30 protein-coding genes and 1 tRNA gene are annotated in these 25,737 nt (G+C 41.5%); 15 read left to right on the plus strand and 16 right to left on the minus strand.

Annotation, left to right across the window (positions count from 1 at the left end; genetic code table 11):
• Positions 1 to 25 precede the first annotated feature (25 nt).
• From LDX50_RS28300 to LDX50_RS28315, 4 genes are all read left to right on the plus strand, one after another.
• Positions 26 to 1,276 (plus strand): DUF819 family protein, encoded by a 1,251-nt coding sequence (locus LDX50_RS28300; protein WP_225699669.1) that lies wholly within the window; start codon positions 26 to 28, stop codon positions 1,274 to 1,276.
• Between the two features lie 186 nt (positions 1,277 to 1,462).
• Positions 1,463 to 1,672, plus strand: coding sequence for a hypothetical protein (locus LDX50_RS28305; protein ID WP_225699670.1), 210 nt, complete (start codon positions 1,463 to 1,465; stop codon positions 1,670 to 1,672).
• 113 nt (positions 1,673 to 1,785) lie between these two features.
• Positions 1,786 to 1,859 (plus strand) — tRNA-Asp (locus LDX50_RS28310).
• Positions 1,860 to 2,033: 174 nt separating this feature from the next.
• On the plus strand, positions 2,034 to 2,285 hold the full coding sequence (locus LDX50_RS28315) for a hypothetical protein (RefSeq protein WP_225699671.1): 252 nt from the start codon (positions 2,034 to 2,036) through the stop codon (positions 2,283 to 2,285).
• A gap of 484 nt (positions 2,286 to 2,769) precedes the next feature.
• Here LDX50_RS28315 and LDX50_RS28320 read toward each other — a convergent pair whose 3' ends face one another.
• A complete protein-coding gene (locus LDX50_RS28320; protein ID WP_225699672.1) occupies positions 2,770 to 3,222 on the minus strand; it encodes a hypothetical protein in 453 nt (150 codons plus the stop codon).
• A 171-nt stretch (positions 3,223 to 3,393) separates the two neighbouring features.
• Between LDX50_RS28320 and LDX50_RS28325 the strand changes: the two genes are divergently transcribed.
• Positions 3,394 to 4,653: a right-handed parallel beta-helix repeat-containing protein gene (locus tag LDX50_RS28325; RefSeq protein WP_225699673.1), complete on the plus strand. Its 1,260-nt coding sequence runs from the start codon at positions 3,394 to 3,396 to the stop codon at positions 4,651 to 4,653.
• Positions 4,654 to 4,898: 245 nt separating this feature from the next.
• Here the strand turns inward: LDX50_RS28325 and LDX50_RS28330 are convergent, their stop codons facing one another.
• Positions 4,899 to 6,062: a phage major capsid protein gene (locus tag LDX50_RS28330; protein ID WP_225699674.1), complete on the minus strand. Its 1,164-nt coding sequence runs from the start codon at positions 6,060 to 6,062 to the stop codon at positions 4,899 to 4,901.
• A 206-nt stretch (positions 6,063 to 6,268) separates the two neighbouring features.
• On the opposite strand from LDX50_RS28330, the gene LDX50_RS28335 reads away from it, so the two are divergent.
• Complete coding sequence (locus LDX50_RS28335) at positions 6,269 to 6,964, plus strand: phage minor head protein (protein ID WP_225699675.1); 696 nt, start codon at positions 6,269 to 6,271, stop codon at positions 6,962 to 6,964.
• A 328-nt stretch (positions 6,965 to 7,292) separates the two neighbouring features.
• Here the strand turns inward: LDX50_RS28335 and LDX50_RS28340 are convergent, their stop codons facing one another.
• The 5 genes from LDX50_RS28340 to LDX50_RS28360 all read right to left on the minus strand — a co-directional run bounded on the left by LDX50_RS28340 (position 7,293) and on the right by LDX50_RS28360 (position 11,892).
• Positions 7,293 to 8,177: an Abi family protein gene (locus tag LDX50_RS28340; RefSeq protein ID WP_225699676.1), complete on the minus strand. Its 885-nt coding sequence runs from the start codon at positions 8,175 to 8,177 to the stop codon at positions 7,293 to 7,295.
• A 634-nt stretch (positions 8,178 to 8,811) separates the two neighbouring features.
• Positions 8,812 to 9,675, minus strand: a complete 864-nt coding sequence (locus LDX50_RS28345; RefSeq protein WP_225699677.1) for a hypothetical protein — start codon at positions 9,673 to 9,675, stop codon at positions 8,812 to 8,814.
• Between the two features lie 127 nt (positions 9,676 to 9,802).
• Positions 9,803 to 9,964 carry a helix-turn-helix transcriptional regulator gene (locus tag LDX50_RS31125; protein ID WP_225699678.1) on the minus strand — a complete coding sequence of 54 codons (162 nt, stop codon included), beginning with the start codon at positions 9,962 to 9,964 and terminating at the stop codon, positions 9,803 to 9,805.
• An 87-nt stretch (positions 9,965 to 10,051) separates the two neighbouring features.
• Positions 10,052 to 10,627 (minus strand): hypothetical protein, encoded by a 576-nt coding sequence (locus tag LDX50_RS28355; RefSeq protein ID WP_225699679.1) that lies wholly within the window; start codon positions 10,625 to 10,627, stop codon positions 10,052 to 10,054.
• Entirely contained in the window at positions 10,624 to 11,892 is a 1,269-nt protein-coding gene (locus tag LDX50_RS28360) for a tyrosine-type recombinase/integrase (RefSeq protein WP_225699680.1), read from the minus strand. The genes LDX50_RS28355 and LDX50_RS28360 overlap by 4 nt, the downstream gene beginning before the upstream one ends.
• 451 nt (positions 11,893 to 12,343) lie before the next feature.
• On the opposite strand from LDX50_RS28360, the gene LDX50_RS28365 reads away from it, so the two are divergent.
• On the plus strand, positions 12,344 to 13,048 hold the full coding sequence (locus LDX50_RS28365; RefSeq protein ID WP_225699681.1) for an energy transducer TonB: 705 nt from the start codon (positions 12,344 to 12,346) through the stop codon (positions 13,046 to 13,048).
• Between the two features lie 243 nt (positions 13,049 to 13,291).
• Here LDX50_RS28365 and LDX50_RS28370 read toward each other — a convergent pair whose 3' ends face one another.
• Complete coding sequence (locus LDX50_RS28370; protein WP_225699682.1) at positions 13,292 to 13,648, minus strand: hypothetical protein; 357 nt, start codon at positions 13,646 to 13,648, stop codon at positions 13,292 to 13,294.
• Positions 13,649 to 13,951: 303 nt separating this feature from the next.
• On the opposite strand from LDX50_RS28370, the gene LDX50_RS28375 reads away from it, so the two are divergent.
• Together LDX50_RS28375 and LDX50_RS28380 are read left to right on the plus strand one after the other, a co-directional pair.
• Entirely contained in the window at positions 13,952 to 14,866 is a 915-nt protein-coding gene (locus LDX50_RS28375; RefSeq protein ID WP_225699683.1) for a DnaJ C-terminal domain-containing protein, read from the plus strand.
• Positions 14,863 to 15,159 carry a chaperone modulator CbpM gene (locus LDX50_RS28380; protein WP_225699684.1) on the plus strand — a complete coding sequence of 99 codons (297 nt, stop codon included), beginning with the start codon at positions 14,863 to 14,865 and terminating at the stop codon, positions 15,157 to 15,159. The genes LDX50_RS28375 and LDX50_RS28380 overlap by 4 nt, the downstream gene beginning before the upstream one ends.
• 38 nt (positions 15,160 to 15,197) lie before the next feature.
• On the opposite strand, the gene LDX50_RS28385 is transcribed toward LDX50_RS28380, so the two are convergent.
• Positions 15,198 to 16,067, minus strand: coding sequence for a DUF808 domain-containing protein (locus LDX50_RS28385; RefSeq protein WP_225699685.1), 870 nt, complete (start codon positions 16,065 to 16,067; stop codon positions 15,198 to 15,200).
• Positions 16,068 to 16,196: 129 nt separating this feature from the next.
• Positions 16,197 to 16,622 carry an ester cyclase gene (locus tag LDX50_RS28390; protein ID WP_225699686.1) on the minus strand — a complete coding sequence of 142 codons (426 nt, stop codon included), beginning with the start codon at positions 16,620 to 16,622 and terminating at the stop codon, positions 16,197 to 16,199.
• Positions 16,623 to 16,679: 57 nt separating this feature from the next.
• Between LDX50_RS28390 and LDX50_RS28395 the strand changes: the two genes are divergently transcribed.
• The gene (locus LDX50_RS28395; RefSeq protein WP_225699687.1) at positions 16,680 to 16,838 is read left to right on the plus strand and encodes a hypothetical protein; all 159 of its coding nucleotides are present in this window, start codon (positions 16,680 to 16,682) and stop codon (positions 16,836 to 16,838) included.
• 120 nt (positions 16,839 to 16,958) lie between these two features.
• Positions 16,959 to 17,504: a 3-keto-disaccharide hydrolase gene (locus LDX50_RS28400; RefSeq protein WP_225699688.1), complete on the plus strand. Its 546-nt coding sequence runs from the start codon at positions 16,959 to 16,961 to the stop codon at positions 17,502 to 17,504.
• Between the two features lie 23 nt (positions 17,505 to 17,527).
• Here LDX50_RS28400 and LDX50_RS28405 read toward each other — a convergent pair whose 3' ends face one another.
• Entirely contained in the window at positions 17,528 to 18,043 is a 516-nt protein-coding gene (locus LDX50_RS28405) for a GNAT family N-acetyltransferase (RefSeq protein WP_225699689.1), read from the minus strand.
• A 45-nt stretch (positions 18,044 to 18,088) separates the two neighbouring features.
• Here LDX50_RS28405 and LDX50_RS28410 point away from each other — a divergent pair, with 45 nt between their 5' ends.
• Both LDX50_RS28410 and trxA read left to right on the plus strand, forming a co-directional pair.
• Positions 18,089 to 18,511 (plus strand): hypothetical protein, encoded by a 423-nt coding sequence (locus tag LDX50_RS28410; RefSeq protein WP_225699690.1) that lies wholly within the window; start codon positions 18,089 to 18,091, stop codon positions 18,509 to 18,511.
• A 92-nt stretch (positions 18,512 to 18,603) separates the two neighbouring features.
• Positions 18,604 to 18,966 carry a thioredoxin gene (gene trxA, locus LDX50_RS28415; protein ID WP_225699691.1) on the plus strand — a complete coding sequence of 121 codons (363 nt, stop codon included), beginning with the start codon at positions 18,604 to 18,606 and terminating at the stop codon, positions 18,964 to 18,966.
• A gap of 155 nt (positions 18,967 to 19,121) precedes the next feature.
• On the opposite strand, the gene LDX50_RS28420 is transcribed toward trxA, so the two are convergent.
• Positions 19,122 to 19,478 (minus strand): hypothetical protein, encoded by a 357-nt coding sequence (locus LDX50_RS28420; RefSeq protein ID WP_225699692.1) that lies wholly within the window; start codon positions 19,476 to 19,478, stop codon positions 19,122 to 19,124.
• 222 nt (positions 19,479 to 19,700) lie between these two features.
• On the opposite strand from LDX50_RS28420, the gene LDX50_RS28425 reads away from it, so the two are divergent.
• Complete coding sequence (locus tag LDX50_RS28425) at positions 19,701 to 20,792, plus strand: aldose epimerase family protein (RefSeq protein WP_225699693.1); 1,092 nt, start codon at positions 19,701 to 19,703, stop codon at positions 20,790 to 20,792.
• 26 nt (positions 20,793 to 20,818) lie between these two features.
• Complete coding sequence (locus LDX50_RS28430; RefSeq protein ID WP_225699694.1) at positions 20,819 to 21,655, plus strand: sugar phosphate isomerase/epimerase family protein; 837 nt, start codon at positions 20,819 to 20,821, stop codon at positions 21,653 to 21,655.
• Here the strand turns inward: LDX50_RS28430 and LDX50_RS28435 are convergent.
• The 4 genes from LDX50_RS28435 to LDX50_RS28450 are packed head-to-tail and all read right to left on the minus strand — an operon-like array spanning position 21,652 to position 25,677.
• Positions 21,652 to 22,512, minus strand: coding sequence for a sugar phosphate isomerase/epimerase family protein (locus LDX50_RS28435; protein WP_225699695.1), 861 nt, complete (start codon positions 22,510 to 22,512; stop codon positions 21,652 to 21,654). The genes LDX50_RS28430 and LDX50_RS28435 overlap by 4 nt on opposite strands.
• Entirely contained in the window at positions 22,509 to 24,218 is a 1,710-nt protein-coding gene (locus LDX50_RS28440; protein ID WP_225699696.1) for a GMC oxidoreductase, read from the minus strand. Before LDX50_RS28440 ends, LDX50_RS28435 begins: the two co-directional genes overlap by 4 nt.
• Positions 24,199 to 24,738 carry a gluconate 2-dehydrogenase subunit 3 family protein gene (locus LDX50_RS28445; RefSeq protein WP_225699697.1) on the minus strand — a complete coding sequence of 180 codons (540 nt, stop codon included), beginning with the start codon at positions 24,736 to 24,738 and terminating at the stop codon, positions 24,199 to 24,201. Before LDX50_RS28445 ends, LDX50_RS28440 begins: the two co-directional genes overlap by 20 nt.
• Positions 24,739 to 25,677 carry a sugar phosphate isomerase/epimerase family protein gene (locus LDX50_RS28450; RefSeq protein ID WP_225699698.1) on the minus strand — a complete coding sequence of 313 codons (939 nt, stop codon included), beginning with the start codon at positions 25,675 to 25,677 and terminating at the stop codon, positions 24,739 to 24,741.
• Positions 25,678 to 25,737: the final 60 nt, after the last annotated feature.

Genomic DNA, 25,737 nt, shown 5'->3' on the forward strand with positions numbered 1-25,737 from the left:
CGTTTTCTTAAAGTATCTTGCTTTTATGGAAAACGATGCCTTCTTCACCAATGAGGCGGTGGTACTCGGTCTGTTGATCGTTACCCTCGCCTTTGTTTTTGTTACCTCTGAGTCTGAACATCCCTTCTGGAAGAAGTTCTATACCTACGTACCGGCGCTGCTGCTGTGTTATTTTATTCCGGCGTTATATAATTCATTCGGACTGATATCGGCAGAGGACAGCAGCCTTTATCGCATTGCATCGCGCTACTTGTTGCCTACCAGTCTCGTTCTCTTTACACTCAGCATAGACCTGAAAGAAATTGCGAAACTGGGAGGGAAGGCTGTCATCATGTTTATTACGGGTACCGTGGGTATCGTCATTGGCGGTCCGCTGGCCATACTGATCGTATCAACCTTTAATCCTGATATTTTCGCAAATAACGTCGATCTCTGGCGGGGATTATCCACCATTGCCGGAAGCTGGATAGGCGGGGGCGCCAACCAGGCAGCGATGCTGCGGGTTTTTGAGCCCGACATGAACCTGTTCGGACAAATGATTGCCGTGGACATCATTGTTGCCAATATCTGGATGGGGTTTTTGCTTTACTGGTCACGTAAGCCCGAAGTGATCGACCGGCTGCTGAAGGCAGATTCCAGCAGTATCAAAGGGGTTCAGGAGCGGATTGAGGCTTATCAACTCAGTATTGCACGCATTCCCTCGTTAACTGACTTTATGAAAATATTGGGTGTAGGCTTTGGAGTCACAGCGGTGGCACATTTCATGGCCGACAGGATTGCTCCGTGGCTTTCCGAGAATTATCCTGCACTGGAGGAGTACTCGCTTACGAGCGGATTTTTCTGGATTGTGGTGATTGCTACCACCATTGGGATTATACTATCCTTTACAAAGGCACGTAACCTGGAAGGGGCGGGGGCATCGAAATTCGGCAGCGCGTTCCTGTACGTGCTCATTGCAACGATTGGTATGAACATGGATATCACTCAGGTTCTTGATAATCCGGGTTTCTTTGTGATTGGGATTGTCTGGATCCTGTTTCACATCATTCTGATGTTACTGGTGGCATGGATCATAAAGGCACCATTCTTTTTTGTGGCTGTGGGAAGTCAGGCGAATATTGGCGGTGCTGCCTCGGCGCCGGTGGTTGCATCGGCTTTTCATCCTTCCCTGGCCACAGTGGGGGTATTGCTGGCTGTGCTGGGCTATGCGCTGGGAACCTACGGGGCTTATGCCTGCGGTTTGCTGATGCAATGGGTAACCGAATCATTTCTGTAAATACCAAAAAGTAGTGATGCATAGAGGCTATCTGCGTGCTACTTTGAAAATGGTAATCGACAACCAAGTCTGTTGGCTTTATACCACCCCATTCCGGGGTGGTTTTTTGTTGTAAGGATTTTGAGAGATTTGAATTTTTAATTCAGGTATAAATAAATATATTGCTGACAATCAACAGGTAAAATTATGTATCCAGAATACTTTTCAGCATTAAGTTCTATTACCCACAGTCCGGCTGAGTGGGAATACCAGGAATATGTCGCCCATCAGCTTTCACCTTCGGTTCACGTCGAGGAACGACGTGATGCATCTGTAAATACGCCGGAGCGTAAGGGGATGCAACGTGCAGGCAGGCAGGACGATAGCGCTGAAGGCCGCACGTACAGAGCCTCATAGATTGTACAGGGCTCAATTTTCTTTGAATAATTTTCGAGTAAGGTGTTGTTTTTAAAAATGAAGCCCTATACATTTGCACCACCTTACAAAACAGTTCGCTGTTTTATATAGTAGGTCCGGTAGTTCAGTTGGTTAGAATGCCTGCCTGTCACGCAGGAGGTCGCGGGTTCGAGTCCCGTCCGGACCGCTCTCATGAATCTAAAACCCTTAATTGTCAAACAGTTAGGGGTTTTTTTATTGCTAAGGATAAGTAGGAGGATAAGTAGATATTCACGCCAAATCCCCTTTTCAGCCTGATTTCACGAAACATCCTATTCCACATAATTTGCCTAACTTTATTTAGGATCAATAAAATAAGCAGATGAGTAATGTGAAGGACACCTATAAAATAGGGCAGGGGTATAGTCTCCAGGAACTACAAACAACGTTGGAACTAAGCGAAAAAAGTAGTCAGCACGCATTTGACACACTTTACAAGATGATAATGGAAAATAGCCAGGATATTGGTGAAATGGAGTTCCTGGAACAAGTGTTATCAGAAAGCGTCTTATCGGTAGCCGTTCTGAAGATGCTCTTAGTAGAAAAGGAACGGGATTTTGTTAAAAACAATTAAGATGAAGGAAGAGGCGACAATAGATAAATTCATACGGCTTTACAAAGCACCGATAATGATGTTACCGGATGTGATTAAAATGAGCTTGGAAACCCCTGATTTTCATTCAGCTATGAATCGGATCGAGAAACTGAGAAAAACCAAAGGTGTTAATCTTACTTTCGTGGAAATAGTCAAACTTCAAGCGGGTAATTTTTCGGTGAATGTTGAATATGAGTATTGATAGGAGTAATTTTATTTGATACGAAAACTTATCGTCTTGGGAGTAGTAAGGATCATTGATACTAATAAGGTTGTTCATTTCATTGATATAGAAAATATCACAGGTCTGAACACAGTTGATGATTTTCATGAGATTTACATAAAGGGATTCGGCACAATACAGATAAGTAAAACTGAGAACAGAGATGCTTTCATTGAAATTAATGATTGGTTGATTGGAAGGGATTACTTGTCGAGAAATTGAGCCTAACTCAAACGTTACTTAAAGAGTTTCCCACTCTTCAGCTGTAATTCTTTCAATTACTACGATTGCTCCGCCTGACTCTGAACAACCACTTGTGCCTGTATCACGACAAAACGCGTAAGTTAGCTTGATTGTATTTACATCAATAAACTCCACTGTGAAATATTGAATTAAATTATCAGGGCTACAAGCTGATGGGTTTATTTCACACCCCACATATCTAAACTCAGTTTCACTAAACCAGTTTAATCTGTGGTACGTGTATGACCTCAACCCGTAGTTATTGACACTATATCCATCTGATGGGAATCGAAATATGAAACCTACTATGGGAAAATTTCCAGTATCATATTCCACTCTTACAACCTTCCAAAAGCCATAAGTATCTTCTTGTTCTGGCTCTGGGAGAGGCTCTTTGTCGGATCCACAGGCAATTAAAAAGAATAGTAAGAAGATATAGAAGGGCTTCATATTCACATGAAATTACAAATTTATTATCTGAATCGTGAGTGTCCGTGAGGTGAAATAACTTGATTATTCAGATAATCCAAGGGGTCAGCTCAGAAATGGGCTGGCTTTTTTTATTCTACATTTCAATCTGACAATTATCATTTTTCTCCAACAACATAATAGTTATCTTATATGGATAAAAAACAAAACTATGCTGTCATGAAAACCATCTCCTTTAAACTTAGCATTTTAGCTATTCTGCTAATAGTGTTTGCAAATAGTTGTCAAGATGAAATCGAAACAGATTTGCAAATCGCCAATGAGCGAGAAAACATCATATTGGACGCTTTAATTCCAGATATCAAGTATATCAATACCGAAAAAATCTTGACAGAACAATTTCCCGAACTACATAAAGCTGCCAAAGCTGATTTTCAGAAGCAATTAAATAGCGCTCAAGGAAGGATGTATAATTATACTGTTTACCCTGTGGGCAGCTTCCCTGAAGACTGGGTTAATTTGCAGACGTTAGCTAACGAAATAGGTGAACTTGGTTTGGATGCAAGGATAAAATTAATGGCGACAGATATAAACGGAGACCCGAAGCCATTTGTAGTTAGAGATGACATTTTAACTGATTTTGGACTTTACTTTGATGGAACTAATGGCAATAATGGTTCGATAACACTGGTTGGTGAAACAAACAACACTGCTTCAGCAACAATATTCGGAGGCAATGTTTATTTCTCAAGTAGACCTGATAATAATTTTGAAGCCCGGAAGGTGAGATTAGAAAATTCAATTTTAGTAGTTGGGCGTGCCAAAAGTTTCAAGGCAAGTCAAATCATCACAGAAAAAAGCTCTATATATTTTTTCTTAATTAGTGACAATGTAAGTATAACGAATTGTGTACTCACTGGCACTGAAGATGGATCGACTGTTTTACAAGGAGCAAGAAGTGCGGCAAGAGCAATAATCCGAAATAACTATATCAGCGGGCCTGTTGGTCTAATAAATAGTAGTAATGTTTTAATCGAAAATAATGAAATATTGGCATCTGGTCCTACACCTGGTCCATTTTACGTTACTGGAATTAACCCTGTGGGCTTATTCGAGACATCAGTCAATAATTGTATAATAAACAATGAAATCAAAGGTGAAAGCCGCTATTTAATTTCAGTTTATACTGGTTCTACCGAGCCATGGGAATTGAATTTCTTCAATAATGATATTTCAGAGTGGACATCTGTCTGCAAGGGTGGAGATATATATGATTGCGCATCTCCTTTAAATATTTTTTGGATTGAAGATTTAACATTTAACTACTGTGGAGATGAATTAATTGGAAGGGACAATGATTATAATCCCATAGTAACACCAGTTGATTATGATTATGGAAATAATACGATAAATATTGACTATAGCAAAAGCTGTGGAAGTTGTAAGAATTAAACAGTCAGTTTTATAAAAAAACCCCGCCAACACGTGACAGGGTCGTTTTTAGAAAATATTAAAATTAATCACACTTTGGAGTGAGAAAACAACAAGTGTCTAAAGTAAACCCGCCAGATTTTACCCCGAGCGGGTCAGGATTGCTTCGGTAGAACGGGGGTTCATTCCTTCACTTATCCTTTAATAAAGATAGGAAAAAAGGGGGAGAAACACGGTTTCCCGCCCCTTGATCACTACTATGGCTCTTATGCCTGCAAGGAAGTTACAAAAGCTGCCAGACCTTCGATTTTACGAAGTTTTCCGGCCTCAGGTGTAACAATTGCAGCCCGTTCTTCCACACGGATTGTTACCTTGTTTTCAACAAAATTATCACCATCTGAATTGCTAAATTCTACCCGGATACCATCTCTTACAAAAAAGCGGGTTCCTGAAGGATCGAATATTAAAACATCGTCCGCATCTACTGCCGTTGTTGAATAAATCCGGCTTCCCAGGATTTGAGGCATTCCATCAAAGATTGATTCGGTTAAGAATCTAGCCTGATCATCCCGTAATGTTGCCAGCTTGAATATATCAGTAGGATGCATCAAAATAATTGGCATTTCTTCATAATCCGCTGATTTCAGTTCTGTAATACCCAGTGCCAGAGCATCCCAAATGGTTGCATCAACATTGGCGACTGTATCAGTTACGGCTGTAGCCTTGCTGAATAATCCGTCCATTTCATCCGGTGTAGCTGCGACACCACCACCGTAAAGAATCTGTCGATCTTCCAGTTTGAGCAAATTCACTACCATCTGACTGGAAATGAAATCAGCCAGGGCAGGTGTATCCATCAAATATTCATCCGACATAACCGCATGAGTGGCAATCTTACGATAAGGCACAACTACTTGCGTAGCTGCCATACTTGATTTAGGCTTCAGCCCACCTTCAGCCACCACAGCCGTATTATCCTCGGTTGCAATGTCCATCGTAAAGTAACTTGCTGAATCTCCGGTGCCGGATTGTGATGGCAACAGGCTTCGGATATGGGTGGAACGGGATCCGCTTTCAGGGGCAATAATGCCCGTGCGCATGTCAAAGGTTCCCCCGCTTACACCACTTACTAAGTGATCAACCGCTGCTTTAACTTCAAAACCTGCCTTACCTGTATTTCCAGCCTGGAAAGATTGAAAACGTTCTGTGTCAAATATTTGAGCCTTCAGGACTTTATTCCCGTCAACCTTTGACTTACCAACGATATTAAAATTACCTTCATTAAGGCGTGCTTTAACTTCGCTTAGTTCCTGCTTAAATTTCTGCTTATCGGCGTGCCATTCGTCCTCTTTTTCTTCAATCTGCGATACCTTATCGCCAAAGTATTTGTTCAGCGCTTCAAGTTTTTGCGCTAACTCTATTTCATTCATTTTCCTTGAAACTAAAATTGATACCCCTGAGTGGCGGGTGCCGGCTCAGTTCGCGATTTGCGCGGGTTATCTCAGTTTCAAAGTGGTCGCTTCCTTCTACAAGGGATGTAGATCATCCGGCTTTGAGTACCGTATAACTGCTTAAGGCGAATATACTAAAAATTTAGCGAAAAGGCTGTTTCCGTGCTTTATGGCTATCTTGTAGCATGGAAATAGTAAAGGAAATAGACATGTTCAGCCAGCAAGAAGCAACTTATTACAGGCAGTATGCACCCAAGATTCAGGCAGCTCTTCTACGGGATGCACAAGCCATTGTAAGCCACTTTAAACGGACAGGAAGGGCTGAACTATACCAGACTTATACAAAGCCTGTATTGCGGAATTTATACATGGATATTATGGGAAATGCCTCCCTGAATGACTTCAAAAGAAAGGATACTATTCCCGAAGGTTTGTCTGAAGATGAAATACTCCTCTGGTTGATGGAAAACAAAGAGGGGCAGTTTCAGGATAGTATTGATACGTTTGTTTCCAGGCTCGCCAAATATCTCCTTTCCGCATCAGCTGGACTTACCATAGCTGAGCTGCTCGGAAATTATCGGGGAGTCATAAACAACTATACCCAATACCTGGCTGAAAATGCCATTGTGGAAGCGATGAACAGCGGGAATTTCCTGTTAGCCCAAAAGATTGCCGACAATTCCAATATTATAGTATCTCTTCAGTGGATCAGTGTCATTGACAAAGCTACACGCGCAAACCACAGGCGGTTAAACGGTATGTTTACCAGTCCGGGAGAGCCTTTCCTAAACGGGCTCAGGTACCCTCACGATCCCCAGGGGGAGGCATCCGAAGTAGTGAATTGCAGGTGCCGATTGGAAGTCACGATTGAAAGAATCTGAAATGATAAATATATGGAGTGTTTTTAGCCCAAAATTCTGAGTCTTACCGCCGCAGACAAAAATACATGTTGCAACTTCTAAAAGGTCAGGGGGTGGGGTTCGGAAGACAAAAAACAGAGTGACGGAAAGTTGTAATTATCTGATATTCAATTGGATTCCTCTATTTAACATAATCCTAGTTCCGTAACAACGTGAAAATATCATTGTACTTTATCAAGAATAAATTGTTTGGGATCATTCTCCTGGAGAGGTAAAAATAGGTTAAAAAATCTGGTGTATTTTGAGGAGAAAATTGAGGGTTTTGGTGAGCTTGCTTTGAGAAATTAGATTAACTCCAAATTGTTTCGTCTTGCCAATTTTCAGGAAATCCCATCCAATCTTGGGGGACAAAGCTATTTTTATCTAGAAGGTCTTTTAATCTATGTGAGAATTTTGTTGATGGATTAATCTTTACTATTAAAAATTGAATAGTACATAGTACATGATATAAACGATGTTCTCCTTCTTTATTAATATTATTCAAGAACTTGTAAATTCTATTCTTTGGAATGACTGGAGTATAAAATATTTTTCTATTCCACAATCTGCCATGATGGGCACAAATATTTCTGACGAATCTATAGCTACTGAACCATGAGACTAAGTTCTTATGATTCATGCCATAAACCTTTGAGATTTTTATCCTAAGACCTGTATCTAATTTTTCATAAAGGCTAGCTAATTGACCTATTGTAAGTATTTCAAAAACCATCCAAGAAGGTGGAAGGTCATCATTATATTTTAGATAGAAAGCTTCTAAAAATTGTTCAGAGGATCTTTTACACGTAGTTTCCAATATTTCGATAAATTCGGCATGCCATTTTTTATCTTTAAAATACTTGTCCTTTCTATACCAAAATACATCCTTAGTTTCGAGTGTGATTTCATTGTTTATAACTGATCGCAACGAAACCTCAATTCTTTCAAATATATCTAACAAAAGATACCTTAAGTTCTTGTCGAAGATGTAGTATTCGATTATTCGATTGAAGTCTAATTTTTCTTTGAAATTATGATCATTATCTTGAAATGGATACATGTATCCAGTCAAACGATAATAGCCTATATGGGTTAAATAGTGTAAGGAGCTATCCTTGTTTGTAAATGTCAACCCACGCTGTTCTAACTTCTCGATTAAATCGTAATTAGATAATGCTGGTTTGTCAAAATTCAAAGTGAGAACTCAAAGGGGAAAAAAAAACCCGACATCTTGAGCATTGTTAAGAGGCCTGCCGGGTATTATTATCTTTAAATCAAGTATTTAACTTGAATAACATTCTTTATTATATAACAAAGGAACTGAATTTCAAATTCAAAAACAAATGAAAATAAATAATCATTGAAAATCTCCGGATATTTAAAATAAATAATCATTGAAAATCTCCAAATATTTATAATCAGCAATTATTTTAATCTCCTTAATAATAAACTACTGCATAAAAGATTTTAGCCACCCGGCGTTGAGGGTTCAGTGAACGAAGTGAACGTTGCCAGCGAAAATATTATTGAAACGCTTCGTTAGGGATTCAATGCAGTAGGAATATGAACTAATTCACTTTCCGTTAAAGCCAATAGCAAGCGATAGCGCAGCGCATATGTCTGTATGTGTAAAAAAAGAAAGTCGGGTGAAAGCCTCAAGCGATAACCCGACGTTAAGTTTTAATTCTAAAAAATACTTCTAATTTTTCTCTATTTTTTTCTTTCTATTTCAAGTCTTTCTCTAGTCTTTCTCTAATCTTTCTCTGGTATATCTCTAGTATATCTCTTATTGTGATCAAAGTTTACCATTATAGTAATATAAATTAGGTTTAAATGACTTGTTGACTCTTCCAGTTCCAGGCTAATTTCATGGGCTGGGCTTTGTAACCTTCGGTCGAATAGGTTTGCTTCTTTTTATCCGCTTTATCAAAATAGGTTTGATCTTTGGTTAAGCATCCTTTGTGAATAAGTTTATCCTTCTGACAATATAGAAGGTCATTCTTTTCAGTTACGTTCAAGTAGGGGATACCGTCATGAATTTCATACGTAATGTAGCTTAAATCCATTAACGCTTGCGATACACGCATAGAGGGCGCACTACTACCTAACATCGTGCTAAGCCTCACTAAATGGCCTGTATTGTATCCTTCACGTATGGCATGCCTAAGCATCATCAAAAATTGAAAATATCCGAAAACACAATTAAAGATTAGTTCAGGATCATCCAGCTTTGTAAAAAGATCATTTTCAGACCTTACCTCATAAAAGGTTAAGCACGTTTTCGCCTTATTCCGTTTAGCATTTGTGTAAAATGTTTCATTCGCTTCATATCCATTTATGAATTTCTCATTTTCACATTTTGCCTTTGGGTTGGTATATTTTTTCTCCAAAATAATAACAGGTATTGATCCCGAAGCTATTCTACGATTTATACTTTCCCGATTAGTGGTTAACCCGAAATGGGTTAATGTATTGGCAATTGTTTCCTGGCTAAAAGGTTTATCCAAAACAGCCATATCAAAAGCACAGGCATCAATAATATCATTAAAACGGTATTGATAAATCTTAAAGAATTTCCGGTTGATATGTGCTTGAGGTTTAATTAATTCGCTCAATTGTTGTATATTCATGTTATAATAATTTTCTCCCAAAAACATCAAGCCCTGCACCCACAGGGCTTTTTTAATTCGCACAAATGAATGCGCTTCTAATTATATAGTCATTACTTAATATCTCGCTTACCATACGATAGGGGTTTACCCTGGATTGCTGAATTTCTTTATCTTTTATCATTGGATTTAGAGGTTTAATGTTTAGAAATTACTTCAGGTATTCAATTATGTCCTCAAGTAGGTAATAAGTTCTCTTTCCTAATTTTTTTGGTTTAAGAACTCCCTGCTTCTGAAGATTAATTATATGTTGTCTTGAGCATGTTAGGTACTCTGCAAGTTCCTGCTGTGAAAGAATTGATTTTGTCTCCATTGTATATTGCGTTAGATACAATACAAATAGAGTAATAAGCTGTAAAAATTATAGGGATAGGTTTATGGCTAAATGAAGGATAGCATTCTACCTGCGGATACCTCCAGCGCCAGAAATTGTAGGAAGTAAAAATGATAAATCATCGAAGAGTTTGGTATAGGTTTTAGAGGTTACTCTTTTTTTAATTGTTTCTTGGTCATACTCTTCAATAATTTCACCTATTAAACGATAGCATTGATTCTTAGAATCACATTGATCTATAAATAGGTTAAAAAGCGTCCTAACAAATAGAGTTTTTTCTATCTCGTCTTGTCTTAAGCCATTATTCTGGATGGTGTTGAATTTTTTGGCCAGAGCAATTATTCCTGGGCCAAAGCGTGTTTCCATATAGGCATTCAATGCCCTCTTTAATGCTGATTTATCAGTAAGGACAATCCTCGAGTTGTTAGACGTTTTAACAGCTAAATCAATAGGGGATGAGTGAAGTAATTTTTGGCATTCTATAATGTCATTCAGTAAAAAACGGATTGGTGCAATTGATATGGTTCTTGCTCTTTCAAGATTATGATATAATAATTCATATGGAAGATTTGGTACATCATCTCCCTGCAAATTAGTTATCCGCTTGGCAATAGCCTGCAATTCCTCATCAGAATAATTCATATTGTTAATTTTTTGAAGGCAGAATCAAATGCATTCATCTCTCTTTGCAAGGTCTTATCTGAAGTACCAAGGTAATTCTCAAGAATAACTTTTACCGTTTTGCCCGTGATTGTTGCAATAACCTTGGGGGTCATACCAAGTTCAGCAGCGAGGGTTATGAAGGTTCTGACATTACTATGACTTGAGGCCAATTCGTAAAAGGGAGCAGGAACTGTTTCCGAATCAGGTAGCGCAAAATAACCTTGTTCCTTCTGCCAATTCAGAACTCTCTTTTTTCTTGTTTCATTTAGTTTCTCGAATTGGTGTCTTGGCATATCCACCTTTCTATCAATTCCTACCTTCATTAAAAGCGATTTCATGTATTCGTTAAATTTCTGGTCGGATATTTTTGGTGCTTGATTATTATACTTTTCAAGTATTTCTTTCGCCTTAGAAGTTAATGGGACCTGAATAATCTCATTAGTCTTTTTAGTCTTCATTCTAATTGTGTCACCACTTCGAGTAATGGTCTTTAAATCGCTAATTCTCAATCCAGTATTAGATTGAAGGATTAATAAATCTTTGGCTTTCTTCAAGTAGTTGGATTTAGGCTGATAGTCAATTACTTTTTGTAGTTCGTCTAACTCTAGGTAGTGTATATTCTGAGGCTTTTGCTTTTTCGTTTTCCAAAGAGTTAGGTTTATTGTTCCTAATGTTTCAGCGTCTAAATATCCTCTCTCATTTGCCCAATTCAAACAAGCTTTAATGTCCTTAATAGTCTTGCCAACGGTAGCAGGTGCAAATTCCTTAAGTAGAAATGATCGCAGCTTGTCATATATGGCAGGTGTCAATTCTTTTACTTTGTACTGTTTACTTTTGCTAAAATCCTTCCAATGCAAAAGAGCGGAATTTTTTGCCGTGTAAGTGCTTTCCTTCTTACCTGGAAGATTATTTAAGTATTCGGAATATAGTTCTTCAAAGAGCATTTCTGTAGCCTCTTTTGAATTATCAGAGCCATCAACCTTTTCCCTTAATTCTGAGCAGGAAGCACCGATGTTTTTGGAAAGGATATCATCGATCTGGGAGTACTTATCCTTAATTGTTTTATTCCTTGACTGAGAACCTGCAAAAGCGGACTTAATCCATTGGCCGTGTTTTTTCTGAAAATACATGTTTGGAACGGAAACGCCTGTGTAGAACTGTGTACCCTTTGAGCCATCCCAATAGTAAATAAAAGCTTGGGTGATTTTACCCTTTTTTCTTCCGACAACTGAGAGTGTAGCCATTGCTAATTTTGTTAATAGGATAAGTAGGAGGATAAGTAAATTGTAGTAAATCCTATATAAAGGTAATAAAAAACCCTCTTAAAAACCGCTATAGAGGATAATTAAAGTAAATAATTGTAAATATTAAGAAGTCCCGTCCGGACCGCTTCCGCCCACCATAGCTCGAAGAGCGTCGGTGGGCTTTTTTTATATATACCCTCTTTAGTTCTATTAAATTTGATTTTCGGCTACGGCGGACTGAAACCGTGTTAACCTATAATAATCAAACAATTAGGGGTTTTTTTATTGCCAAGGATAAGTAGGAGGATAAGTAAATATTCGCCCCAAATCCCTTTTTCTGCCTGATTTCACGAAACAGCCTATTCTCAATACTGGGTCAGTTTCTGAAATGAAGCTGGCCTTTTTTTATTAAATTACTTTTTCAATAGTCACCATTTAAATTTCAATTCTTATGAAGCTGGTAGTTATAATTTTAATCCTAATTACTGCAAAAGGATACAGTCAATCTATAGAACAGCTTGAAGAAATTAAAAAGGGTCTGAAGCAAAAAATCTATGTTTATCAGGATTCTATCAAGAAAATAGAAGATAGGATTGATCGAATGCTAAAAGAGCAACTATCACAAGGGTTTGAATTAAACATTGATATTTATGTATCCGAGGCATGGATATATGAAGGACCTGATAATTCGTCAGAACTATTGGTAACTGTTAAAGAAGATACAGTTCATGTTGTTAGGCTCTATAATAAGTTTTTTTCAGAAGTGATCTATAAGGATATGCGGGGGTATGGAATTAATTTCTGGCTTAGAAAAGGAAGTCCATTGATTGGAGCTGCCATAGAAGAATATGAAAAGAAAGATTTGGAAGAAATTCAAGGCACCGGTCATGCATTAAATATAGTTGGCTGGATATGGGATGAAGTTCCAAGAAAAAAAGACTCGTTAAATGAGAATGGGACTGTCACCTTCGAGTTTACAATAGATGAAGATGGATATGTAATTGCCGTCCGAACACTGCAGCGCAGTGTAAGTCCTTCAGTCGCCAAATTTTATGAGGAACAGCTGCAGAGAACAACATTTAGCAGAACGGGAAGCAGCGCTGCCAAACCAGGCAATACAAAAGGTACAGTTACATTCAATGTGGTAAAAAGATGAAATCCCGCCAACTCGTGACAGAGGATGAAAAAGAAGGAAATATTAAAGGATGTAAGGAGAATATTTTTAGCTATACTATACTAGCCTTCCTGCTCAATTATTTTACTTAATACTTGTGCAACCTACTTTCCGTTGATTAACATTATCGGATAATTATCTTCTATTACTTCCTGCTGGACTGCAACGTAAGTGGGACTATCTATTTTAAATAAAGGTACTGAAATAGCATTATGCCCAAGGCCTTTACTCAACACGTTTAAGCCTGATGGGATTACCCGATCCATCGTAATTTGAAAGCACCATAGAGTCTTTTGATAGTATACTCACCTTTAGCGGACTCAGATTTACAGTATCCACACCATTTGGTAAATTCCTGGTTCGCTCATTTCTAACTACATACTTTGGGTAAAATATAGAGTCATTCATCCAGACCAAAATGTATTCATTTTTACTGGTATCGTTCAGTACGGTTGATTTTGAAAGATCATCACTGAAGATATATGTTTTATTATATTCAGTTATCCAGGTACCGGAGATTGTGTTGTCTGACTTGCTGCAACCAAAAAAACACAAACAAATAATAAGTATGGATCTTCTCATAACAGTCTGATTATAGGTTTGAATTCAGTAAATGATTGTTTTAACGCATAAATCACACAAAATTAAATAAATGAATGTAAAAATCATGAAGTTTCGTACTGACTCAAATTATGTCAAAAGAGATGGCCGCTCTTGAAAATGACGGACTGTTTGTGTCCCTGGTGTCCATGAAAACTGTATCATCCCTTATAACCCAATATAGCGTGATAATCACGTATTTAACTGCTTCAAATCATATTGATTTTATACGGCTTAGTCCGCGGATATCGTTAAATTTAACAGAGTAACGAACCTTCCAGGGCAATGTCATACATCGATTATTATAAGGTTCTTGGAATTAAAAAGGACGCCTCACAGGATGAGATAAAGAAGGCTTACAGAAAGCTGGCCAGGAAGTATCATCCCGATGTGAATCCCAACGATAAGGAAGCTGAGGCAAAATTCAAGGAAGTAAATGAGGCCAATGAAGTATTGAGTAATCCTGAAAACCGTAAGAAATATGACAACTACGGGAAAGACTGGAAACATGCCGAGGAATTTGAAAAAGCAAAGCGGCAGCAGCGACAATATCAAAGCGCACCGGGTGGTGGATTTGAAGGGTTTGGAGGCGGCTATACCGAGGGTGATTTTTCTGACTTTTTTGAATCCATGTTCGGAGGCCGTGCCTCTTCAAGGACTGGTGCACGCGGGGGAAGCGTAAAATTCAGGGGACAGGATTTCAACGCGGAACTCCACCTGAATCTTAAGGATGTTTACAAAACCCACAAGCAGACACTTACCGTCAATGGTAAAAATATCCGGATCACCATACCTGCCGGGGTTGAGAATGGCCAGGTGATAAAGATCAAAGGCTATGGCGGAGAAGGCATCAATGGCGGTCCGAATGGTGACCTCTTTATCACCTTCATCATCAAAAACAACACACCATTTAAACGGGACCAGAATAATCTCTATACCACAGTTGATTTGCCGTTGTATACCGCTGTGTTGGGCGGAGAACTGATTATCGATACGTTTGACGGACAGGCGAAACTGAAGGTGAAGCCGGATACGGCGAATGGCACAAAGGTGAAACTGAAAGGAAAAGGTTTCCCTGTGTATAAGAAGGACAAGGAGTACGGTGATCTGTATGTCACTTATCAGATTAAAATACCCACGAACCTTTCATCGAAAGAAAAGGAACTGTTTCAGGAATTATCTAAACTCAGATCGGCATGAAAAAGGAAAATTATATCCCGCTCCAGCAATTATGCATCAGTCATGAAGTTGAGATCTCCTTTTTTGATGGACTGGAACGCATGGGCTTGATTCATCTGGTGGTGATTGAACAAACGAGTTATATTCATCATGATGAACTTCCGGATATTGAAAAGATGATCAGGCTGCATCATGAGCTGGAAATAAACATGGAAGGTATTGATGTGGTCATTAATCTGCTCCGTAAAATTGAACACTTGCAGGATAAGCTTAATGAAACACGGAACCGGTTGCGCTTATATGAAAATGGATGAGTTTTCAGGGAGCTTCATTCCATTGACATGAGTGAGGCTTACTTTTTGATAATCTTTTTAACGACCGATACGACAGCCAGAGCAATACCACCAACGATCAGTCCGACTACAAATTCATTCAGTAGTATGGGAAGGTTTGGCATGTATTCTTCCAGAAAATGAAGATTATGCACGAAAATCCCACCGGAAACCAGCACCAATGCCAGGGTTCCAATCACAGAAAGTGCCTTGATCACCCAGGGCAGCGCACGAACAAGTAAGGCGCCCACCTTATCGGAAAAGCTGTCGTCCTGTTCATTCAGATCTATTAGTTTGATTCCGAAGTCATCCATCCGGACAATCAGGGCGACGATGCCGTAAACCCCAATGGTCGCGATCATGGCAATGATGGTCACGACAAGGATCTGCGTGCTTAATTCTTCTTCAACAACGGTACCCAGCGCGATGATAACAATCTCTATGGAAAGGATGAAGTCAGTGACAATCGCGGATCGAATTTTTTGTTTCTCCACATTCAGAATTTCTGCCTTCGTCATGTTTCCCTTGTCTTTCACTCGCTGCGTTTCATGTTTATGCGGGAAGAAGAATTCATAGATTTTTTCCGCCCCCTCATAGGCCAGGTAAATTCCACCGAAAAGTAATATCACAGTTATCGCTACAGGGACGAACGCGCTTAGCAAAAAAGCAACCGGAAGGATCATCAGCTTATTGAGCAGGGAGCCCTTGGTAATGGCCCATAGCACTGGCAATTCGCGGGATGAAACAAAACCCATCGACTTTTCCGCATTAACAGCCAGGTCGTCACCCAGTATGCCGGCGGTTTTCTTGGCAGCGACTTTGCTCATCGTTGCTACATCATCCATAAGTGTTGCTATGTCATCGAGCAGTGCAAAAAAACCTGAAGCCATTGGTGCGGTTAAATTTTATTTATATGAAGGATCCGTTTTAGGAATTTAAAAATACAAATGATTGCGGGAATGCAAATAAAAAAGTCTCCCCATTACAGGGAGACTTGAAAATTGAGTTTAACGCAACCTTCAGGCATGTTCCTTTTGAACGAATTCCATTCCCATATCCATCATGAGTCCGAATTCATCAAAAACCTCTGTTTCTGCGATGATCTTATTGTCCTTGAAGGTGATGAACGACATGAACTCGATCGTAATGTTGGCATGCGTAGCCGGAATTTCTCCGTACGGCCCGGAGTGTTTTCCTGTTAACCGTCCGTGGCATCCGATCCTGTCGCCCTCTTCCACCATTTCCAGCATGGTGAATTTTGAATCGGTTACGACCGACATATAGCTTTTGATGACTTCAAGGTAATTGGATTTACCCTCAATGGTCATACGCGGACCGTAATATGCCATCGCATCGTGATAAAACGGAGCGGCTGAATCGATATCACGTTTATTCCAGATATAGTCGAAAGCCGTGAGCAGCATTTGTTTTTTAGGTGATTCCATAATGTGGTAGGGTTTGGTGGGTTCTTTTTTTGTGGAGAATAAGTTCGATAAAATCCGGTGGATTTACAAGCTAAATTTGTCCTGTACCTTCGTCATACCCGCCTGCCGGCCGTAACTTTCTTCGATACCCAAAGCCTTGTCGAAGGGTATAGCGAAGGCGGGGATGAAGATGGGGGAAGGCAGGCCGATGTAATCACTCTTGGTGTGATGCAATAAAATCGGGAATCCTGAGACGACCCGTGCCGTGCCAACGGCATCCCTTCGGGGTAGGTACGGCGCATGTCTATGGCCATGATCAAAAAAAGTGTATCTTGAAATCAATCATTCTCGCTACCCATGAAGTACATTCTCGTTTGCCTTGTATTGCTATCCTGCAAATCTTACCAGCCGCTTTTTAATGAGACAGCAAATAACTGGAGGGAATACGGCGATGCCGAATGGACTTTCTCAAACGGTGAGATTATCGGGATCAGCAACAATACCGATGGCTTTCTGATGACGTCTGATACGTATGAAGATTTTATTCTTGAAATGGAATTTTACCCCGATGACTCCATTAACTCCGGGATTTTCATCCGTTGTAAAGAAAGTGTCCTCAGCTATACGGATTGCTATGAGATCAATATCTGGGACCTTCATCCTAACCAGGAATATCGTACCGGATCAATCGTGGCACGATTCACTCCATTAGCGACAGTTCATACGAACAATCAATGGAACAGCTATAAAATTGAAGTGCGCAAGGATCATATCAGGGTATGGGTCAATAAAAGACTCACGGCCGATCTTGTCGATGACGCGTTGTCGGAAGGTTTTATAGCTCTTCAATCGCATGGGAAAGGAAAGATTCGATTCAGAAACGTCAGATTAAAATCGCTTTAGATGTTTAGCGTTCATACTCGCGGCTATTCACGCCGTTCAATTTCATATAGAATCGTATCGGGATCGAAGCCTTCGGGCTGAATATTGCCAACTCTATGCAATCCCAGTTTGAGCAGCAGGTGTTGTGATCTTGCATTCTTTTCGCTCGTGATGGCATAGATTATTTTTAATCCCAACGACTCCCATCCATATTTTATCATCACCTGATTTGCCTCTGAAATATATCCCTGGTTTTCGTATTCAGGCAGGATCGCATACCCGATATCCGGCGAATCCAGAAAATCACGCTTTACAAATCCGCAAACCCCGATGGCTTCCAGGGTATCCTTCAGCGATACTTTGAATAGTCCGTACCCGTTCCCTTCATAGGAAGCAATAAGACGGTTCTGAATATATTCCTTCGCCTCTTTCTCTGAATGGATCCCGCGATCACCAATAAATTCGATCCAATTTGGACTATTCATCAGGCGGTGGAAGAATTCGGCATCTGCCAGTGTTGCGTGTTCGATCAGGAGCCGGGATGATTCTGTAATCTTCATGAGGCTCCAATATAGATAATAGCTCAGAGTTACTATATTTACTTCATGAGGATTTTATTTATTCTGCTTACGGTAGCATTTCTAACGGGCTGTGCTGAAGATCCGGAATTAGGCAAGGAGAACCTTTACGGCTATTGGCATGTCATGGGATATCAGGAAAATGGGTTCGACAGGGAAGAGGATACTGATATCGCCTATTATTTCAAAAGTCCGGATTTCGGCCAACGTGCCTACCTGGGAACGCGGGACGATTACACGCTCATCTGGCTGGATGATACACATTTTGAATTCGTAAAGTGTATACCGGCCGTCTGCCTGCCCATTGGCCTGAATAATTTTGAGGTTCAGGCCCAGACGAAATCCAGGCTTCAGCTTAGAAATTGGATTTATGATGAAGATGGAAATAAACTTTCAGATCAGATTTACCTGATGGAACGCATCAGCGAGAGTGATTATGATGATTATTGAAAGTCTGAGGCTGATCACATCTGCTTTGGTAACTTATGTAACACAATTCCGCGGACTGTACATGTACATTTGCATGATAAAAAACTATCGTTATGCCTACTGTTAAGCTCACAACACAGAAATTCAAAGACGAAATTTTCGATTATACAACCGGAAAGGAATGGAAATACAAGGACACCAAGCCTGCCATTATTGATTTTTATGCCGACTGGTGCGGTCCGTGCAAAATGGTTGCCCCCATCCTGGAGGAATTGAGCAACGAGAATCCTGAGATTATCATATATAAGGTGGATACCGAAGTAGAACAGGAACTGGCTGCCGTATTTCAGATCCGAAGCATTCCGAGTATCCTGTTTATTCCACTTGATAAACAACCCATGATGCAAGCCGGGGCTTTGCCCAAACATATCCTCGAAGAGATCATCCAAAAGGAATTATTGAGTTCCGCCTCTTAAAGGATTATCATCCGGAATGGTTGGGCGCATTCAAAAATTAATTTAGATATAAAACAATTGCTATGATTTTGCGTTTATCATAGCATAAAGCCAACTATAGACACGAGCCAGTACTCCCAGGGAGTCTGGCTTTTGTGTTTAAGGACCGTTTGTGCTCAGCGTTTTTCTGAAGGCTTGAGAAAGGCACCGGCTACACCAGCGATTTCCGGATACTCATGGAAAAGTCTCCTCAGCACCTGAACATTGGACATGGTAGTCTCGTACCTATCTCCTGAACTGTCGTACCAGGTGATGGTAATACGAACCTTGGTAATATTTAACGGCCGGTGCAGGCGACCGATCATCTGAAACCCGTCGAGGTACATCACTCCATATGAATCGACTTGCTGCGGCAGCTCATTGTCAATCTGGTAATATTTTTTTCCGTCTTTGATAAATACCTTCAGCAAATGCATTAAGGGAAATGGTTTCCTCCTGTCACTTATCTTGTATAGTCCGCACTCAAGTTTCATATCACAAATATTGCTAAAAATATTAGCAAAACTGGAGGTCGGCATAATTAAATTTTCACCTGACTTACTCAGGAAGAGAAGTTATTGAACATTAAGATTTATTACTATCTTGACATTGCCGGGTCGACCTCCGGCGTGAAACCGGGAAGATTGATTTTGGCATTTTGCGATAAATCTTGCTGACTTCCTGTATAATTTCCCCTGGATTAAATTGATAATAGTGTGCATGGTCAGATAGAAGAGAACGGTATAATGGTGACTGAAAAGTTATTCGGGACATTGCCAACAGGCGAGGATATACTGCTTTATACGTTGCGTAACCGAAACGGACTGGAAGTTGAAATTATGAATTATGGCGGTATCATTGTTTCGATTCGTACTCCCGACCGCCACGGAAAATTTGATGACATTGTCCTTGGCTTTGATGATCTTCAGGGATACCTTGGGTACCATCCATTTTATGGCGCCATTGTCGGGCGGTTTGCCAATCGTATTCGTAACGCTACGTTTCACCTCGACGGAAATCAATATACCTTAGCGGCCAACATTCCGCCACATCATTTACATGGTGGAAATAAGGGATTTGATAAAGTTGTATGGAAATGCAGAACAGAACAGGAAACGGACAAGGCCCGGGTTATCCTTACCTATTTCAGTCCGGACATGGAGGAAGGTTATCCCGGTAATCTGGATGTTGAGGTCATTTATTCCCTCACAGACAGCAATGAACTGGAGCTTTCCTATTCAGCTTCAACGGATAAGCCGACGATTATAAACCTTACGAATCATTCTTATTTCAACCTGAAGGGAGCGGGTGAAGGAACCGCATTGGATCATATTCTTCAGATCAATGCCGACGAGATTACCAATACCGACGAAAGTCTTATCCCAACTGGTGAACTGATCAAAGTCGAAGGAACACCCTTTGATTTCAGGAAGCCTTGCAGGATAGGTGCGCGGATTGATGCCGATAACATATTATTGAAAAACGGGGGTGGATATGATCAGAATTTCGTGATCCGGCAATCAGCCGATTCGCTTACTCTGGCCGCGCGGGTTGAAGAGCCACATTCGGGGCGGGTAATGGAAGTATTTACCACAGAGCCGGGCATGCAATTATTCACGGCCAATTTTGGAGACGGTATTACTGTGGGGAAGGGCGGGCGAAAATATCATGCTCGCGATGCCTTTTGCCTTGAAACGCAGCATTTTCCGGATGCGCCTAACCATCCGGAATTTCAGTCGACCGTGCTCAGGCCGGGTGAGCAATTCAGTTCCAAAACGGTTTTCTCCTTTTCAACCTTTGATAAATAATTTGAATAATTAAACGTAATTCCATCATGCTTACCAGAAGAGATTTTATCCACCGAGCAGCAGCTTTCACTGCTTCTTCAATGCTCCCTTACAGTCTGTTGAAAACCACACGGATTAATAACATCGGCGTTCAATTGTATTCATTCCGCGATGCGATGGCGAAGAATCCGGTAGGGACCCTGAAGATGATCGCTGATATCGGCTTTAAGGAAATCGAATCTGCACGAAGCAGGGATGGGCATTATTACGGACTTTCCCCCGCCGAAATGAAAAAAGCATGTCAGGACCTTGGAATGACGCTTCGCAGCGGTCATGTTCATCTGGACAAGCAGTGGGAGAAGACCATGGATGAAGCGGCTGAATCGGGCCAGGAATACCTGATCTGTTCGACCATGCCGAGCAACGGCCAGACAGTCGACAATTACAAACGGGTTGCAGAGGCTTTTAACAAAGCCGGGGAAGAATGTAAATCCCGCGGACTCAAATTTGGATATCACAATCATGAATATGAATTTGAATCGGAGGGAGGCCAGGTATTGTATGATGTCCTGATGGATCATACCGAGCCGGACCTTGTGCATATGGAACTTGATCTGGGTTGGGTAGTAGTGGCTGGTAAAGATCCCCTGGATTATTTCGACAGGTATACCGGCAGGTTTCCGTTATGGCACCTGAAAGACATGAACATGCAGAAGAAGGAAAGTACGGAGTTTGGAAAAGGAGGCCTGGATATAAAGACGATGCTTCAAAGCCAGAAAGCCTCCGGTGTTAAATATATTTTCGTTGAACAGGAAGAATATGCCGTATCGCCTGAACAGAGTATGAGGGATAATCTTGCATACCTGGATCGACTCAAATACTAGTACGTAAGCCCCCTCAGGTAGGCAATGCTTTTCGGAATCTGTTCCATGATCCGGTCACTTTCATCTTCAATGAAATAATATTCGATGCCAATTTCACGGGCCGCTTTCATTACACCTTCCACATCCACCTGGCCTGTTCCCAGTGTCACATCAAATGTCGGATCTGTAAGCCCGGTGTAGTTCTTCTCGATCCCTGTTTTCATGTCTTTCACATGAAGCATTTTCCATCGGTTCGGGTATTTCCGTAGCAAAGCCACCGGATCGCCTCCGCCGAAGTGTACCCAGAAAATGTCCATTTCAAATGACACATATTCAGGATTCGTATTTTCCATGATGTAGTCGAGAAGCGTACCGTCCCCGTACGGACTTAATTCATATCCATGGACGTGATAGGCGAGGGTGAGCCCGTTTTCTGCCAATTTCTTACCAATGGCGTTAAAATCGACCACGGCTTTCTTTGCATCATCAATGGAGAAACTTCCGACTTTATGTGGTATCCAGGCACACATCACATACTTGGATCCGTATATTTTGGCTCGTTCAATGACTGGCATGGGATCATCCCGCAGTTGCTCATATCCGGCGCCGCTTGAAGGGATCGACAATCCGCGTTCATCGCAAAGCTTTTTATATTCACGTGCGTCCATATCTCCACCGCCACCTTCAATTTGCGTGAAGCCCATGTTCTTTATGATATCCAGGGTAGGGGCTACACCGTGCGGAAAAACTTTTCTAAACGTATAGGGTGCGATACCGATTTCCCCGGTAAAGACGGGTGTTCCGGCCTGTTGCGCATGGTTCTCCTCAGGCAGCAGGGTGATTACTAAAATCGTAAGGATGATCAGTAAGTTTTTCATAGATTCTGTTTGTTTAATTCTTCAACTGCATAATTGGCGGCGCGTGCGGTAATGGCCATAAACGTAAGCGTTGGATTCTGAGTTCCGGTAGATGTCATACATGCTCCATCTGTAACGAATACATTTTTACATGTATGTAACTGGTTCCATTTATTAACAAGAGACGTGGCAGGATCGTTTCCCATACGTACACCGCCCATTTCATGGATATCGGAACCGGGAGGAGAATGGGTATCCACTGCCCTGATATTGGTGAATCCTGCAAGTCTGAACATTTCTTCTGATTGTTCGATGTAATCCTTCACCATCTTATCATCATTCTCAGTCCATTCACAGGATACTATTAATTGAGGTATACCGTACTTATCAGTTGCCTCCCTGGAAAGCCGGACGTGGTTGGATTCAATCGGCACAGTTTCGCCCATCATCCAGCTGCTGATGTGCCATATACCCGGTTTCGGATTAAGGAGATTGTCACGCAGCTGATCACCGATCACATCCGTTTCGGAAACCATTCCACGGCCACCACCAATCCCGATGGCATAACCACGCAGAAAGTCGGTTTCCTGGTTGTACAGATTTCTGAATCTTGGGATATAACTGTTTGTGGGAGATCTTCCGCTGGTGGTCTTATCCTGAAGACCTTCAAATTCGGCATTCGCTTTACCTCGGTAGTTATGCCAGGAAATATACTTGCCCAGCAGATCGTTGTCATTTCCCAATCCGTTGGGATACCGGGATGATACTGAATTTAAAAGAATTGAATTTGTATTTAAAGTCGATGCATTTACAAAGATGATCTTTGCGTAGTAATCGATCATTTCACCCGTAAGCCGGTCGATCACCCGAACGCCTCGGGCTTTATTTTTGAATCGTTTTTTATCCTTGTAGATGATGGAATGAACTATCGAATTGGGACGAAGGGTCATCTTCCCGGTTTTGGCAGCCCACGGAAGGGTGGAGGCATTGCTGCTGAAATAACCGCCATAAATACACCCACGGTTACACATATCCTGATTCATGCACCTGGTTCGGCCCTGCTGATAGTGAACAGGTTGCGGATCGGTGAGATGCGCACAACGTGCCTGGATAACATGTCTTTCATTGCCATAATGCTTGCGAATGCTATCCCTGAAATGCTGTTCGATACAACTGGTGTCGAAAGGTGGCTGTGAAATGCTGTCGGGCAATTCGGCTAGTCCGTCATTCGCCCCGGCAACGCCAATGAATCGTTCTACATGATCATACCAGGGCTCAAGATCTTTATATCGGATGGGCCAGTCAACGGCAAAACCGTCACGCACAGGTCCTTCGAAATCAAGGTCGCTCCAGCGTTGTGTCTGGCGGGCCCACAGAAGTGATTTCCCGCCTACGTGATATCCCCTGAACCAACGGAACGGTTTTTCCTGGATGAAAGGCTGCTCATCTTCGGGCAGAACCCATTGCCGGGTGGCCTCATTCAATGCCCATCCGTTGCGATGATTTCCCCGGAGTCTGAGGGGCACCGTACCCCGGAATTCAAAGTCATAGGGTGCTTTAGATGCAGTTGGATAGTCCTCGATGTGCCGTACATCCCTGCCGCGGTCCAGCACCAGGGTACGTAAGCCTTTCTCACAAAGTTCCTTGGCTGCCCATCCGCCACTGGCGCCGGAACCGATCACTATCGCATCGTACGTTCTCTTTTTCTTAGTTGTCTCCAGATTCATTGGTCTCTTTCACGTCAACGCACCCGATATAATGGCCGGGAGCTACTTTGTAGTTTAAATATTGGGTCATCACCTCCTTCGAAGTTCTAAAACCACGGATACACTCCCGCTTGAATAAATCGTATGAATCACGTACCGATTCATTTTCTGAAACTGCTATTGCTTCAATCAATTGTTGCCGCTGCTCCTGGCCGCACGTTGCAAACCCTGTACCGTGGATGGTGATTGCCGATTTATCGATGGTTGAAAGCAATCCCTCAATACCATTCTGTATGTCGGTTTCATAACATTCAGCAAATAGCTTCATCATGAACCGGTCAACTCCCACATCCAATGCGCCAATAGCATTTCCCGGGGGTATGAGTGTATCAGCGACTGCTCTAAGTGTTTCCTCATTATCCGCTGTAAGCCAGTGTGATATGGTAATTCCGTTTGCCGACCAGCCGTTGGCCCAGGATGGCAGCGCCGTCATCCCGGCAGACCCCAGCAGAACATTTCGTATGGCCTTCCTTCTGTCCATTTATACGCCCGCTTTTTCGATTGATACTAATGTTTTTTCAAGTCCGGTTTTAGCTACCGTGAGCAGGTCCTGTTTGTGATAATTCGGATTATACAGTTCCAGTGATACACAACGGTTGAATCCTGTAGCTTTCAGATCCTGTAAAATTTTGGACAACGGAAGAATTCCATCTCCCGGGTAAACCCGGTCTGCATCTGTCATATCGTTAATATTCATTCCGGAAGGTGCGTCGTTATATTGGAAAATTGCGAATAAATCCCCGTTAAGCTGACGCATATTTTCAAATCCTCCTTTGCTGATGTACATGTGATAAACATCCGGGATGATTTTCGCTTTTGGATGATCCGCATCGATGGCCACAGCAGTCGCCTGTCCGAGTGTTTTTAACGGAAACATCTTTACAAAAACAAGCGCCGGATTGATATTGTAATCCCCGAGGCCGATTTCAAGTATCCTGCGATAACAACTGGTCACGAAAGCCTGGTCATAATTGAGGCCGACCTCGTTGGGAATCGCCTGTACAAATTCACACCCTATTTCCGAAGCCATTCGCATTCGGTTTCGGGTAGCTGCCAGCGATGCCTGAAATTTTTCTTCCGAATCCGGAATACAGCCCCAAAGCCCGATCATGCTGGGTGCGAACAGTCCCAGATCCCTGATGCGTTGCCCCAGCTCTTTCAAATTGCCACCCGATGCTTCATATTCGGCCAGTTCCATATCCCACGGTTCAATGGCATCAAAACCGGCCTTGGCAGCAATTTCTATTTTTTCTTCCAGGGATGCCGGCCGTATAGTGGCAGTATCCAGGCAAATGGGCCATGGACTACGCCCTTTCTGATATCTTTTTTCCTGAGCGGGGCTTATTGCTTTAGTGGAGGGGATGGCTGCACTTACGGCCCCCATACCGATTCCGGCGACAAAGTTTCTGCGGTTCATCATTTGAAGTTATGGGTATGTTAGCTGTAAAAAAGCGATTCTATTAAAAAAGTGACAGTTCAA

The organism is Fulvivirga sedimenti, assembly GCF_020328055.1.